Below are 16,372 nucleotides of genomic sequence, written 5' to 3'. Positions count from 1 at the left end.
CGGCAGGGGTAGGGGCCCGGCCTCAGCCGAATTCGTCGTCGATGATCCCGAGCAGCTGGTCGAGGGACGCCGAAGCGATGTCTCCCTGGGGCGCCGGGGAATTCCCGTCCTCCGATCCCGCGGGACGCCGCAACCGGGCAGCCAGCTCTTCGAGCCGCTGGGCGACCACTGCAAGCTCGGAGTCGTCCGCCTTCAGCGCGGCCTCGAACCGGGCCAGTTCCTCGAGTGCCGGACCCGGCTGCCGGGCACCGTCGCCGGGGAGCCGCGCCGAAAGGTACGTGGCTACGGCCTCGGGCGTCGGGTGGTCGAACACCAGCGTCGAGGGCAACCGCAAGCCGGTGGCGGTGGTCAGCTGGTTCCGGAGCTCGACCGACGTCAGCGAATCGAAGCCGAGGTCCCGGAAGTCCCGCGTGATGCCGATCGAGGCCGGGGAGGAATGGCCCAGCACGGCGGCCACCTCGGTGCGCACGAACTCCAGCACGAACCGCGCCCGCTCGCCACCGGAGAGCCCCGCGGCCCGCTGGACCACCGTCTCCGCCGTCCGGGCCACTTCCGGGCGGCTCGCCGGGACCAGGCTCTGCAGCAGCCGCGGTACTTCCCGCCGGGCCCGCAGGGACGCGGTGGCAAGGCGGGCAGGCACGACCACGGGTTCGGCCGAACCCGCCGCGAGGTCGAACAGCGCCAGCCCCTGCTCCACCGGAAGGGCAGCCACACCGTCCCGCTCGAGGCGGGCGAGGTCCGCGCCGGACAGGTTCGCGGTCATTCCGGTGTGCTGCTCCCACGGCCCCCACGCCAGCGACACTGCGGGCAGCCCCTCGTGTTTGCGGTGCCGGGCAAGGGAATCGAGGAAGGTGTTCGCGGCCGCGTAGTTGCCCTGTCCGGGGCTGCCCAGCACGCCCGCGATCGACGAGTACAGCACGAACGCGGCGAGATCGAGCTCACGGGTGACCTCGTGGAGGTGCCACGCCGAGTCCACCTTCGCCCGCAGGACGTCCTCGACCCGGCCGGGGGTCAGCGCGCCGAGTACGCCGTCGTCGAGTACTCCGGCGGTGTGCACGACCGCGGTGAGCGGATGACCGGCGGGGATGGCGCCGACCAGTGCGCGGACGGCGTCGATGTCCGCGACGTCGCAGGCGACCACGGACACGTCCGCGCCCAGTTCGGCCAGTTCTGCCACGAACTTTTCCGCCTCCGGCGCGGCGGGGCCGGACCGGCTGGCCAGCACGAGCCGCCGGACATCGTGCCCGGCCACCAGATGCCGGGCCAGCAAGCGGCCCAGTCCCCCGGTACCGCCGGTGATCAGCACGGTGCCGCCGGGGTCCCAGCCGAGCGGCCGTGGCTCGGGCGGCTTCCGCACGAGGCGCGCGGCGGAAACCCCGCCCTCGCGGATCGCGAGTTGCGGTTCGTCCGCGGTCAACGCCGTCCCCAGTGCGGCGAGGTCTCCGTGCGGGTCGAGATCGATCAGCCCGAAGCGGTCCGGGTGCTCCGACTGCGCAGTGCGCACGAGCCCCCACGCAGCCGACGCCGCGAGGTCTTCTCCGCTCGTCACGCCGCGGGTGACGAAGACCAGCGACGACCGGGCGAACCGCTCGGTGGCGAGCCACTCCTGAAGCAGGCCGAGCGTGCCGGTGCTCAGCGCGTGTGCGGAGTCCACCGGCCGATCGGGGTCCCCGGCGAGGCAGGCCAGTACGACGTCCGGGACCTCCGCCATCGAGGTCAAGCCAGCGCTTTCGCTTACCACGGAACCGGAAGCCCGCAGGACACCGGCCACGCCGAACGGGTCTCTACCCAGCACAGCGACCGAACCCGGCGGCGCGGACACCTCGGTGGACAAGGGTGTCCAGTCCACGCCGAATACCGCGTCCCCGGCAGCCGCACCGGCAGCACGGAGCTGGGTGCCCGAGAGACGACGCGAGATCAGCGACTCGACGGTGGCGACCGGACGCCCGGCCGGATCGGTGATGGTGATCGACATCGTGTCCGCACCGGTCGGCACCAACCGGACCCGCAGTGCCGACGCGCCCGTCGCGTGCAGGGAAACCCCTTCCCACGAGAACGGGACCGGACCCGTCCGGTCCTGGCCTGAACTCCGGACCAGCCACGGGTGCAGCGCGGCATCGAGCAGCGCCGGGTGCAGCCCGAACGTGCCCGCCTCCGGTACGTCCTCGGGCAGCCGCACTTCGGCGAACAGCTCGCCGTCGCGGCGCCACATCGCTTGCAGGCCCCGGAAGGACGGGCCGTACTCGAAGCCGAGACCGGCGAAGTCCGCGTAGCAATCCGTCACCTGGACCGGCTCCGCCCCGGCCGGAGGCCAGACCGCGTCGTCGGCCGCCGGAGCGGGCGCCGCACAGGACAGGTGGCCGGAGGCGTGCTGCTGCCAGGATGCGTCGCTGTTCCCGGCCGGCCGGGAATGGATCAGGACCGCGCGGCTGCCGGTGCCGGTGGGTGCGCCCACCGACACCCGCACCTGTACGGCGCCCTGATCGGGCAGGACCAGTGGCGACTCGAGAGTGAGCTCCTCGATCCGCGGGCAGCCTGCCTCGTCGCCGGCCCGGATCGCCAGCTCGGCGAAACCCGTGCCGGGGAACAAGACACTGCCCTGCACCACGTGGTCGGCGAGCCACGGATGGGAACGCGAGGACAGGCGGCTGGTGAACACCACGCCCGCGTCCCCGGCCAGTGCGACGAAACCGTCGAGCAGCGGGTGCCCGGCCGGCGTGAGGCCGACGGACTCGGCGTCGCCTGCCTCGGCGGCCGGGGCGAGCCAGTAACGGCTGCGCTGGAACGGGTAGGTCGGCAGGCTGACGTTTCCCGCTGCGCCGGCGAACAACGAGGTCCAGTCGACCCCGACCCCGCTGACGTGCATCCGGGCCAGTGCCGAGAGGAGCGCGGCCTGCTCGCCCCGATCCCGCCGCAGCGCGGAAACCACGGTCACTCCGGCCGGGTCGACGAGGTCGAGAGCCAGTCCGGCGAGCACCCCGCCGGGACCGAGCTCCAGAACGGTGTCCACGCCTTCATCGATGAGGGTCCGCACGCCGTCGGCGAACCGAACGGGGTCCCGCACCTGCCGCACCCAGTAGTCCGGCGAGGACAGCTCCCCGGGACCGGCCACCTTGCCAGTCACGGTCGACACCACGGCGATCCGCGGTTCCGCGAACGACAGACCGGCGATGGCGTCGGCGAAATCGGCCAGCATCGGCTCCATCAACGGCGAATGAAAGGCATGCGACACCGCCAGCCGCTTGGTCTTGCACCCCTTTTCCTCCAGCTGCCGGGCAATTGCCGACACCGCATCCTCGGTACCCGCGAGCACGACCGACTCCGGCCCATTGACCGCGGCCATCGACACCGTGGTCTCGTGCCCGGCCAGCAGGGGCAGCACGGCGGCCTCGGTCGCGGCGACGGACACCATCGCTCCCGCATCGGCCGGAAGCGCCTGCATCAACCGGGCCCGCGCCGACACCAAAGTGCAAGCGTCGGCCAGCGAAAGGACTCCGGCGACGTGCGCGGCCGCGATTTCGCCGATCGAGTGCCCCGCCACCCGGGAAACGCGCACCGCCAGCGACTCCAGGAACCGGAACAGTGCGACCTCGATCGCGAACAACGCGGGCTGGGCATACCCCGTCCGATCAAGCAGGTCGGCGTCCTCGCCCCACATGATCTCGCGCACCGGACGGTCCAGGTCCCGGTCCAGTCCGGCGGCCACCGCGTCGAACGCGTCCGCGAAGGCGGGGAAATGCTCGTAGAGCTCCCGGCCCATCCCGAGCCGCTGGCCGCCCTGTCCGGAAAACACCACCGCGACGGAACGTTCCGCCGCCAGCCCCCGGACCACGGACGAAGTCCCGGCCAGCACCACGGCCCGGTGGTCGAACACCGCACGGCCGGTGGCGAGGCCACGGCCGATGCCGGCCGCCGGGATTCCGGGGTTGAGCTCCGAGAATTCCGTCAGCTGCCGGATCTGCGCGGTCAAGGCCGCCGCCGACTTGGCCGACAGCAGCCACGGCACCACGGAATCCGCACTGTCCACAGTGTCCAGAGCAACCGGCGGGGCTTGCTCGACAATCACGTGCGCATTAGTGCCACTGAGCCCGAACGACGACACCCCCGCCCGCCGCGGACGCCCCACCTCCGGCCACGACACCTGCTCAGTCAGCAACGACACCGACCCAGCCGACCAATCCACCCGCGACGATGGTTCAGTAACGTGCAGCGTCTCCGGCAAGATCCCGTGCCGCAACGCCATCACCATCTTGATCACCCCAGCCACCCCCGCCGCAGCCTGAGTGTGCCCAAGATTCGACTTGACTCCCCCCAACCACAACGGAATCTCCCGGTCCTGGCCGTAAGTCGCCAGAATCGCCTGCGCCTCAATCGGATCCCCCAACACCGTCCCCGTCCCATGCGCCTCCACCGCATCAACATCCGAAGCAGACAGACCAGCACCCGCCAACGCCTGCCGAATCACCCGCTGCTGCGACGGACCATTCGGCGCCGTCAACCCATTCGACGCCCCATCCTGATTCACCGCCGAACCCCGCACCACCGCAAGAACCTCGTGCCCATTGCGCACCGCGTCACTCAACCGCTCGACGACGAGGACACCAGCACCCTCAGCCCACCCGGTGCCGTCCGCATCATCCGAAAACGCCTTACACCGGCCGTCCGGAGCCAACCCACCCTGACGGCTGAACCCGGCGAAACCGGTGGCCGTCGACATCACGGTCACCCCACCGGCGAGCGCCAGCGAACACTCACCCGACCGCAATGCCTGTGCGGCCCAATGCAACGCGACCAGAGAAGAAGAACACGCCGTGTCGACAGTGACTGCCGGACCTTCGAAACCGAAGGTGTAAGAAATCCGCCCGGACACCACACTCGCCGCCAACCCGGTGGTGGCATGGCCTTCGACGTCCTCGGGAGAGTTCTGCACCAGGTTCGCGTAGTCCTGGCCATTGGTGCCGATGAACACTCCGGTGGAGGTTCCCCGCAGGGCTGCCGGGCTGATCCCGGCCCGTTCGACCGCCTCCCACGACGTCTCCAGCAGCAACCGCTGCTGCGGATCCATCGCCAGCGCCTCCCGCGGAGACACCCCGAAGAACTCCGCATCGAACCCCGCGACGTCGTCGAGGAATCCGCCCTGTCCGGTGACGCTGTTCCCCCGGCCGTCCCCCGCCAGCGCATCCAGATCCCAGCCACGATCCACCGGGAACCCCGAAATCACCTCACGCCCCTCGGCCACCAACCGCCACAGATCCTCCGGCGACGCAACCCCACCCGGGAAACGACACCCCATCCCGACGATCGCGATCGGCTCGTCCACGACCTCCGGCCGAGGGGGCACGACCGGCCGCGGCCGGGCACCGTCCAGCAGCTCCCGCAGCAGGTGCTCGGCCAGTTCCGCAGGCGTCGGATAGTCGAACACCACCGTGGCCGGCAGCGCCACTCCGGTGGCGACGGCAAGCTGGTTGGCCACTTCGACCCCGGTCAGGGAATCGAACCCGAGGTCCCGGAAGGCGGCACCGGCGCGGACCGCAGCCGCCGAACCATGGCCGAGCACGGCCGCGGCGTGGGTACGGACGATCTCCAGGAGCATCGCGGACCGGTCGGCTTCGGGCAGTTCGCCCAGCTGCCCGCGCAGTCCGGCCCCGGCGGACGGCTCGTCCGGCGCAACCCGGCGGGCTTCGGGCAGCTCCGCAAGCAGCGGGCTCGGCCGCAGCCCGAGCAAGGTGTTCAGCAGCAACGGATCACGCAGATCGGCGACCACCGGATTCCCCGCCGCCTCGGTGACGGCCCGGCTCAGCGCGGCGAGCGCCGGTCCCGGTTCGAGCGAAGCGCCGCCCAGCCGCCGGGCGCGATCCGACGCACCGGCCGCCATTCCGTCACCGGCCCACGCCGCCCACGCGATCGACGTGGCCGCGAGCCCGTCGGCGCGCCGCCGCTGGGCAATCGCGTCGAGCACGGCGTTGGCCGCCGCGTAGTTGCCTTGTCCCGGGCTGCCCACCGCACCGGCAATCGACGAGAACAGCACGAACGCCTCGAGACCGAGGTCCCGGGTCAGCTCGTCCAGCACGAGCGCCGAGGTGACCTTCGCCCGGAATACCGGGTCGAACCGATCCGGAGTCAGCGCGTCGAGCACGCCGTCGTCGAGCACGCCCGCGGTGTGCACGACCGCGGTCAGCGGGAACTCGGCGGGAAGCCCAGCCAGCAGGTCCCGGACCGCTTCCCGGTCCGAGACATCACACGCGCACACCGTGACCTGCGTACCCAGTGCCGTCAGTTCGTCGCGCAACTGCGCCGCTCCCGGCGCGTCTGCTCCGCGACGGCTCGCCAGCACTACGTGCGGAACGCCTTTCGCAGCCAGGTCCCTGGCGACGTGCGCACCCAGCGCACCGGTGCCGCCGGTGATCAGCACCGTGCCGGTGGGCCGCCATCCCGGCCGGTCGTCGCCGGGGGGTGCGGGCACCAGACGGCGGCCGAACACCCCGGACGCCCGGACGGCGATCTGGTCTTCGGCAGCGTCCGCGAGCACGCCGCGGAACCGGCCCGCGGCCCGCTGGTCGAGCACGTCCGGCAGGTCGATCAGGCCACCCCACAGCTGCGGGTACTCCAGCGCCGCCACCCGGCCCAGCCCCCACACCCCGGCCTGCGCGACGGCCGTCGGCGGATCGGCCCGGCCGGTGGAGACCGCTCCGCGGGTCACCGCCCAGACCGCAGCGGTGCTCCCCACCTCGCCGAGTGCCTGGAGCAGCCCGGCGGTCGCGGCCGCGCCGGACTCGGCGAAAGCCAGCAGTGACACGATTCCGGCCAGCCGATCGGGGGCCAGGTCGCTCAGCTGCGCGGCCAGCTCGGCCCGCCCGGTACCCGCGGCGTCGAGCCGGATCGCCGCCGGGCCGAGCGCTTCGACCACCGACTCGATCCACGCGTCCTCGAAGTGCGCCGGTGGCACGACCACCAGCCAGCAGCCGGGAAGTCCGGGCGAAGCCGGACCGGGCAGCGGCAGCCAGGTTTCGCGGTACCACCATGAGTCCACTGTGGACTCGTCCCGGTACTGCCTGCGCCGGGCCGACAACGCCGGGACCACCTCGCCCAGTGCCGCACCGGTGACCCCGAGCTCCCCGGCCAGCACCTCGGGATCCGCGTGCTCCACTGCTGCCCAGAACCGGTCGTCCGCAGCCGGTTCCGGGGAATCCGGCCCGGGTTCGGGCCAGAACCGCTCGTGCTGGAAGGCGTAGGTCGGCAGATCCACGCTGCGGGCGCCCCTGCCGCTGAAGAACTCCGGCCAGTCGATCGGCGTTCCCAGTACGTGCAGCCCGGCGAGCGCGGCGACGATCGACGTCTCCTCGCTCCGATCCTTGCGCAGTGCCGGGATCACCACTGCTTCGGCGGGAAGATTGTGCCGCGCCATGGCGGAAAGCACGCCGTCCGGGCCGATTTCCAGGAAACCGGCCGCGCCTGCGTCGCGCAGGGCCGCGACCGTATCGGCGAACCGCACCGTTTCGGCCACCTGCCGGACCCAATAGTCCGGTGTGCCAAGGATCTCGGCTCCGGCGAGGGCGCCGGTCACGGCCGAAACCACCGGAAGCCGGGGCAGGCGCAGGTCGAGTCCTTCCACCACACCACGGAATTCGGCCAGCATCGGTTCCATCAGCGGCGAGTGGAACGCGTGCGACACCGGAAGCCGCCGGATCTTGCGTCCTTGTGCGGCGAAGGTGGCGGCAATCGCCGAAACCGCACTTTCCTCGCCGGAGAGCACCACCGCGTCCGGACCGTTCACCGCGGCAAGGGAGACCGTGCTCTCGTGACCGGCCAGCAGCGGCCGGACCTCGGCTTCGGCCGCCTGCACCGACACCATCGAACCGTTACCCGGCAACGCCTGCATCAACCGGCCCCGTGCCGTCACCATTGTCCCGGCATCGGCCGCGGACAAAACACCGGCGACGTGCGCCGCGGCGATTTCGCCGATCGAGTGCCCGGCGACGAAACCCGGGCTGACCCCGAAGGATTCGAGGAGCCGGAACAGCGCGACCTCGACCGCGAACAGCGCAGGCTGCGCCCAGCCCGTCTGCTCGAGCAGGTCGTGGTCGTCGCCCCAGACGACGTCGCGCAGCGGGCGGTCCAGTCCGGCGCCGAGCTCCGCCGCGATCTCTTCGAACGCCTCGGCGAACGCGGGGAACCGAGCATGGAGTTCCCGGCCCATGCCGAGCCGTTGCGATCCCTGACCGGCGAACAGCATCGCCACCGGACCGGTGGCCGCGGCCCCGCGGGCGATTTCCCGTACTCCGTCCGGCCCCGGCAGCAACGCGGCGCGGTGCCCGAAGACCGAGCGATGGGCGGCCAGCGAGTAGCCGATATCCGTTGCCGTCAGCTGCGGATTGCGCTCGGCAAAGGAGGTGAGCCGGTCGACCTGGTCCGCCAGTGCTTCCTCGGTCTTCGCCGACACCAGCCACGGCACCGGCCGTGGTGCCGGTGGCTCCGGCAGCGCTTCGGGGACCGGAGGTTCCTCGACGATCACGTGCGCGTTGGTCCCGCTGATCCCGAAGGACGAGACCCCCGCCCGGCGCGGGACGTCGCTCACCCAGGCGACCGGTTCGGCGAGCAGGCCGACCGAGCCCGCCGACCAGTCCACCCGCGACGACGGGGTACCGGCGTGCAGGCTGCGCGGAAGTTCGCTGTGCCGCATCGCCATGATCATCTTGATCACGCCCGCGACCCCGCCCGCTGCCTGCGGATGGCCGAGATGGGACTTCACCGATCCGAGCCACAGCGGGCGCTCCCGGTCCTGCCCGTAGGTCGCGAGCAGTGCTTCCGCTTCGATCGGGTCGCCCAGCGCGGTCCCGGTGCCGTGCGCCTCCACCGCATCGACGTCCGAAGTGGACAGACCGGCCCCCGCCAACGCCTGCCGGATGACCCGCCGCTGCGCCGAACCGTTCGGCGCGGTGAGCCCGTTCGACGTCCCGTCGGAGTTCACCGCGCTGCCGCGGAGCGTGGCGAGGACCCGGTGACCACGGCGCCGGGCGTCGGAAAGCCGCTCCAGCACGAGCATTCCGGCCCCTTCGGCCCAGCTGGTCCCGTCCGCATCCGCGGAAAACGACTTGCACCGGCCGTCCGCGGCCAGCCCGCCCTGCCTGCTGAACTCGACGAACATCGACGGTTCCGCGAGCACGGCCACGCCGCCGGCCAAGGCGAGCGAGCACTCCCCCAGCCGCAGGGCTTGCGCGGCCGAGTGAAGGGCGACCAACGACGAGGAGCACGCGGTGTCGACGGTCATCGAGGGGCCTTCGAGGCCGAAGGCGTAGGAGATCCGGCCGGACATCACGCTCGCCGTGTTCCCGGTCAGGACGAACCCTTCGGCGCGGCTGGCCTCGGGCAGCAGTACCGCGTAGCCGCTGGCCGAGGCACCGATGAACACTCCGGTGGCCGTTCCCGCGAGCGATCCGGGAACGATCCCGGCCGCTTCGAACGCCTCCCACGACACTTCGAGCAGGATCCGCTGCTGCGGGTCCGCGGCCAGTGCCTCGCGCGGGCTCATCCGGAAGAACCCGGCGTCGAACCCGGCCACGCCGTCGAGGAACCCGCCCGAGCGGGTGATCGACGTCCCCGGCCGGAGCCCGTCCGGGTCGTAGAGCCCGGCGAGATCCCACCCTCGGTCGGCGGGGAAACCGCCGATCGCGTCGCGGTCCGAGGAAACCAGGTCCCACAGGTCGTCCGGCGAGCGCACCCCGCCGGGGTAGCGGCAGCTCATCCCGACGATGACGATCGGGTCGGCAACCGCCGTCGCAGCCGGGGCGGGACGCGCCGGGGCGGGCTTCTCCGCCAGTTCGGCGAGCAGGTGCGCGGCGAGGGCCCGCGGGGTCGGATGACTGAAGGCCGCCGTCGGAGTGAGCCGGAAACCGGTCGCCGCGGCGAGTTTGTTCCGCAGTTCCACCGAGGTCAGCGAATCGAAGCCGAGGTCCTTGAACGCACGGTCCGGTTCGACCTGCCCGGCTCGGGCATGCCCCAGCACCGCGGCGGCCTCGTCCTGGATCAGCTCGACGAGCAGGCGTTCACGGTCCGGTCCGGGCAGTTCGCGAAGGCGGGCGGCCAGCGGTGCCGCCGCGGCAGGGGCGGCGGCGACCGAGCGGCGGACCGGGGCCCGCACGAGTCCGCGGAGTACGTGCGGCACCTCGTCGCGGTGCCGGGACAGGTCCACGGTCGCCGCGACGATCACCGGCGCGGCGGAGCCGAGCGCGGTGTCGAACAAAGAGAGCGCCCGGTCTGCCGTGAGCGGGGGAAGGCCCGCATCGGCAAAGCGGGCGAGATCGGGGCCGGACAGCGCCGCGGTCATTCCGCTGCCCGGTGCCCAAGCGCTCCAGGCGAGTGCGGTGGCCGGGAGACCGAGGTCGCGGCGGTGCTGGGCGAGCGCGTCCAGTCCGGCGTTCGCGGCCGCGTAGTTGCCCTGTCCGGGGCTGCCGAACGTGCCCGCGACGGAGGAGAACAGGACGAACGCGGCGAGGTCGCGGTCCGCGGTGAGTTCGTGCAGATGCCACGCAGCGTCCAGCTTCGGGGCGAGCACGGTGTCGAGGCGGTCCGGGGTGAGCGAGGTCAGCAGCCCGTCGTCGACCACGCCCGCGGCATGGACGACCGCGGTCAGCGGATGCTTCTCCGGCAGACCGGCGAGCAGAGCCGCAACTGCGGCGCGATCGCTTACATCGCAGGCGACCGCCGAAACCCGGGCGCCCGCCTTTTCCAGTTCGGCAACGAGTTCCGGCGCGCCTTCGGCCTCGGGGCCGCGGCTGCTCGCCAGTACCAGATGCCGGACCCCGCGCTCGGTCACGAGATGACGCGCGAGCAGGCTGCCGAGCCCGCCGGTGCCGCCGGTGATCAGGACGGTGCCCTCCGGATCCCAGGCACCCGGCATCCGCAGCGCGACCTTGCCGACGTGCCGGGCCTGGCTCAGGTACCGGAACGCCTCCGGCGCCCGCCGCACATCCCAGTCCTCGACCGGCAGCGGCGCCAGCACCCCGGCGGCGAACAACTCCACCAGAGCGGCCAGCATTTCCCGGATCCGGTCCGGACCGGCTTCGGACAGGTCGAAGGCCCGGTAAGCCACCCCGGCCGGCTCGCGGATGTCGGTCTTGCCCATTTCGAGGAACCGGCCGCCGGGGGCGAGAGTGCGCAGCGAGGCGTCGGTGAACTCGCCCGTCAGCGAGTTCAGGACCACGTCCACGCCCCGTCCTCCGGTCGTGGCAAGGAAACGCTGCTCGAAGCCGGTCGTCCGGGAAGAGGCGAGGTGGTCCTCGGCGACGCCGAGCGCCCGGAGGGTGTCCCACTTGCCTTCGCTCGCCGTCGCGAAGACTTCCGCGCCGAGATGCCGGGCGTACTGGATCGCGGCCATGCCGACGCCACCGGCCCCCGCGTGGATCAGGACGGACTCGCCGCGACGGAGCCCGGCGAGGTCGCCCAAGGCGTAGCAGGCGGTCAGGAAGACCAGCGGCACCGCCGCCGCGTCCACTTCGGACCAGCCGGACGGCACCGCGATCAGGAACCGTTCGTCGGCGACGGCGGCAGGACCGAAAGCGCCGTCCACCATGCCCATGACCCGGTCACCCGGTTCCAGGTCGCGGACGTCCGGTCCGGTTTCGGCCACCACCCCGGCCGCTTCCGCGCCGAGCGGGCCTGCTTCGCCCGGGTACATGCCGAGCGTGGTGAGCACATCCCGGAAGTTCACGCCGGCCGCGGTGACCCGCAACCGCACTTCCCGGCCCGAAAGCGGGACGGTGGCGACCGGAGACAGGGTCAGCTCGTCCACGCTCCCCGGCCGCGGGCTCGCCAGCTGCCACGGGGTCTCCCCCGCCGGCGGAAGCAGACCGGCCGCCGCGGATCCGGTGAGCCGGGTGAGCCGGGCAGCCCGGGCTTCCCCACCGCGGACGATCGCCTGCGGTTCACCGGAAGCCACCAGCCCGGCGAGGACTGCGGCCGAGGTGGCGATGCCGGTCGCGCCGTCGAAGTCGGCGAGGACGAGCCGGTCCGGGTGTTCGGCCTGCGCCGATCGGATCAGGCCCCACACCGGCGCGGCGGCCGGATCGGTGACGGGTTCCCCGGCGCACTGCAGTGCCCCGCGGGTGACGACCACCAGCCGGGTGTCGTCGAACCGGGCATCCACCAGCCAGGCACGCACGGTCGACAGGGTCTCGGTGAGCGCGGCCCGGTAGCCGGCCGTCCCGTCGACCGGCAGCACGAAGACCGTCGCGCCGTCGGCACACGGATGAGCGTGGCTCTCCACCGAATTCGCGGCCTCCCGCAGACCGTTCGCCACGTCCCAGCGGTCGGCGCCGAGCACGGTGAAACAGTCCTGTGCGTCAGCGTCGACCGGCAGCGGAATCCAGTCCAGGGCCCAGAGATGGTCGGCGGCCCCGTCGACGGCACCGGGGAACGACGGCGGGCGCAGCACGAGCGACGCCGCCGAAAACACCGGGGTACCAGCAGGATCGGTCGCCAGGATCTGCACTGCGTCCGCACCGGCCGGGCGCACGCACACCCGCAGCGCCGACGCGCGGCCGGCATGCAAGGCGACGTCGGTCCAGGAAAACGGCACGGTGGCCGGGCCGGAGCCGACCGCGGCCGGCGCGTGCAGCGCGGCGTCCAGTAGTGCCGGATGCAGCCCGAAGGTCTGCGGCGCAACGGAATCGGGCAGCCGGACCTCGGCGAAGATCTCGTCCCCCCGCTGCCACGCCGCGGTCAGCCCGCGGAACGCCGGGCCGTACTCGAGACCTGTGTGCGCCAAGCGGTCGTAGCACCCGGACAGGTCGATCGCCGACGCGCCGTCCGGCGGCCACTCGCCGGCGAATTCGAACGCGGGCGTACCCGGGGCGAGTACCCCCGAGGCATACCGGGTCCAGTCCGCCGTGCCCTCTTTCCTGGCGTGGACGGCGACCGGCCGGGTACCGGCTTCCCCCGGCGTGCCGGCCGTCACCTGCACCTGGACGACGTCCGCCGCATCGACGACGAGCGGAGCCTCCAGGACGAGCTCGGACACCCGGGCGCAGCCTGCCTCGTCCCCCGCCCGGACGGCCAGCTCCACCAGCGCGGTACCCGGGACGACGACCCGGCCGAGCACCCGGTGGTCACCGAGCCAGTCATGGGTGCGCGAGGAGATCCGGCCGGTGAAGATCGTCTCGCCGGTCGCGGCCAGATCGGCGGCGCCGTCGAGAACCGGATGGTCCACAGTGGACTTGACGCGTCCTGGTGCGGACCAGAACCGGCGGTGCTGAAAGGGATACGTGGGCAAATCGATCCGGCGGGCGCCGCGACCGGCGAAGAACCGCGACCAGTCCGGTCCGGCGCCGCGGACGTGCAGCGCGGCCATGGTGGCGACGATCGAGGCCGCCTCGTCCTCGCCGGCGCGCAGGACCGGCGCCGCGAAGCTGTCCACGTCCGCAAGGATCTCGGCAGTCATCCCGGACAAGACGGGGCCGGCGCCGAGTTCGAGCACCGAGGTGACCCCGTCGGCGCCGAGGGTGGCGACGGCGTCGGCGAAGCGCACCGGCTCACGGGCCTGGCGCACCCAGTATCCGGGGGTGCCGAGATCCTCGGCAGCGGAGACGGTGGAGACGATCGGGAGGTCCGGCTCCCGGTAGGTCAGCACCTCGGCGACCCAGCGCAGGTCGTCCAGCGCGGGCTCCATCAGCGACGAGTGGAAGGCATGGCTGACCCGCAGCGGCGTGCACTTGATGCCCTGCCCGGACAGCTCCGCCGACAACGCCAGCACGTCGGCCTCCGGTCCGGAAAGGACCACGGCTTCGGGCCCGTTGACCGCCGCGACGCACACCTCACCGGGGCGCGCGGAGAGAAGTTCGCGAACCCGGTCCTCGGTCGCGCGGACCGCGACCATCGCGCCGCCCGCGGGCAAGTCCTGCATCAACCGGCCGCGATGCGCGGCGAACGCGGCGGCGTCCGGCAGCGACCAGATCCCGGCGACGTGTGCCGCGGCCACCTCGCCGATCGAATGGCCGGTGACGACGTCCGGCCGCACTCCCCACGACTCCAGGAGGCGGAACAGCGCCACCTGGAAGGCGAACAGAGCCGGCTGGGTGTACTCCGTCCGGACCAGCAACGCGGCTTCGGCCGAGCCCGGCTCGGCGAACACCACGGACTTCAGCGGCCGGTCGAGGTACCGGCCGGCTTCGGCACACGCGTCGTCGAAAGCCTCGGCGAACACCGGGAACCGGGCATGCAGTTCCCGTCCCATGCCCGGCCGCTGTGCGCCTTGACCGGGAAAGACGAACGCGAGCCGTCCGTGCTGAGCGGTCCCCTCGCGGACCGCCGCGTGCTCTTCGCCCTCGGCCACCGCGGCGAGACCGCCCGACCCGGCGTCCAGGACCACCGCGCGGTACGGCAGCGCGGCACGGCCGTCAGCCGACGAGAACGCGACGTCCAGCGGCCGGGCGCCGGAAAGCACCACGTCGCGCAGCCGCGCGGCCTGGGCACGCAGCGCGGACCGGCTGCGAGCCGACAGCACGAGCGGCACCGGGCCGCCCGGATCGGGGACCTCGGCCTCCGCGGTACCGCGACCGGGGGCCTCCTCGAGGACCACGTGGGCATTGGTGCCGCTGAAGCCGAACGACGAGACCGCGCACCGCCGCGGCTCCTCGTGTCCGGGCCATTCCTGTTGCCGGGTGAGGAGTTCCATGGTGCCCGCGGCCCAGTCCACGTGCGGGGTGGGCGGATCCGCGTGCAGGGTCCGGGGCAGCAGCCCGGCTCCCATCGCCGAGACCATCTTGATCACGCCGAGGATCCCGGCGGCGGCCTGGGGGTGGCCGATGTTCGACTTGACCGAGCCCAGCAGCAGCGGCCGCCCGGCGTTCCGCCCGGCGCCGTACACCGCTTGCAGCGCGGCACCTTCGATCGGGTCGCCGAGTGTCGTGCCGGTGCCGTGTGCCTCCACCGCGTCCACTTGCGACGGACGGAGGCCGGCATCGGCCAGTGCCTGCCGGATGACCTGCTGCTGCGCGAGACCGTTCGGAGCGGTGAGGCCCGCACTGGCGCCGTCGGAATTCACCGCGGAACCCCGGAGCACCGCCAGCACCCGGTGCCCGCGCTCGGTCGCCGTGGAGAGGCGTTCCACGAGCAGCATTCCGGCACCTTCGCTCCAGCTCGTGCCGTCGGCACCCGCGCCGAATGCTTTGCAGCGCCCGTCCTCGGCCAATCCGCGGACCCGGCTGTAGGCGAAGAACGAGCCGGGAGTGGCCATCACCGCGACGCCGCCCACGATCGCCTGGACGCACTCCCCCTGCCGCACGGCCCTGGCGGCGACGTGCAGCGCCACCAGCGACGAGGAGCAGGCCGTGTCGATCGTGAGCGCGGGACCGTGCAGGCCGAACTCGTAAGCGATCCGGCCGGACGCGATACTGGCCGCGGTACCGGTGATCAGGTGCCCTTCCGCACCGTCCTGCGCGTCCTGCAGGCCGGGCCCGTACTCGTGGTTCTCCACGCCGACGAACACTCCGGTGGGGCTTCCGGCGGCCGACAGCGGGTCGATCCCGGACCGTTCGAAAAGCTCCCACGCGAGTTCCAGCAGCAGGCGCTGCTGGGGGTCCATCGCCTCTGCCTCCCGCGGGGAGATCCCGAAGAACTCCGCGTCGAATCCGGTTGCCCCGTCGAGGAAACCGCCGAACCGGCAGTACGTCCGCCCTGGCCGGTCGGGGTCCGGGTCGTAAGCGCCTTCGAGGTCCCAGCCCCGGTCGGCGGGGAAGCTCCCGATGACGTCCTCGCCGTCGAGGAGGAGCTGCCACAGCTCCTCCGGGGAGGAAACACCGCCGGGTGCGCGGCAGGCGGCGCCGACGATCACCACCGGGTCCGCGCCCCCGGCCCCGGCATCCGCCACCTCCGGCTCTGCCGGTTGCGTGCCCTGCAGATGCCCGGCGAGGCACCGGGTCAGGTCGTGTGCCGTGGGATGGTCGTAGACATCGGTGAGCGGGAAGGAAATCCCGAGCTCCGCCTGGACCAGGCGATGCAGCTCCACCGCCGCCAGTGAGCCGAAGCCGAGATCGGCGAAGCGGCGGAACGGATCTTCGACCGCCGAAGCGTCGACCCCCAGCGCGGTGGCGGCAGCCCGCCGGACGATCGCGAGAAGCTTCCGGACGAGGTCACCGCGCGGCTCGCGAGCCGCCTCGGGAGCACCGCCGGTCGCGGAGACATTGCCTGCGTCGCTGGACATCTCGCCGCGCCACCACCCTTCGAGCCCGGAACCGGAAACTGGCTTCGACGCCGATCGTAGGAGCCTGCGTCCTGTACTTTTTCCTAGAGCACCACGGAGATCCGCCCCCTCCGGCGGCATTGTCTGGGGATTTCCCGCATCCGGGCAGGGGAGGCTGCGGCGACCCCCGGCGTTCTC

The 16,372-nt window shown here is 72.3% G+C and carries 1 protein-coding gene; it reads right to left on the bottom strand.

The genetic code is table 11. The features are described from left to right. Positions 1–22: 22 nt before the first annotated feature. The gene (locus OO71_RS52075; RefSeq protein ID WP_051791385.1) at positions 23–16,195 is read right to left on the bottom strand and encodes a type I polyketide synthase; all 16,173 of its coding nucleotides are present in this window, start codon (positions 16,193–16,195) and stop codon (positions 23–25) included. Positions 16,196–16,372: the final 177 nt, after the last annotated feature.

This window comes from Amycolatopsis jejuensis, assembly GCF_000717335.1.
Classification (GTDB): Bacteria; Actinomycetota; Actinomycetes; order Mycobacteriales; family Pseudonocardiaceae; genus Amycolatopsis; species Amycolatopsis jejuensis.
The sequence above is the reverse complement of the archived record's forward strand: the minus strand, read 5'-3'. Positions and strand labels throughout refer to the sequence as shown.

What these genes read in the sequence shown, in the direction of transcription:
- OO71_RS52075 (WP_051791385.1), bottom strand. Translation starts at nt 16,195, where the DNA reads ATGTCCAGCGACGCAGGCAATGTCTCCGCGACCGGCGGTGCTCCCGAG.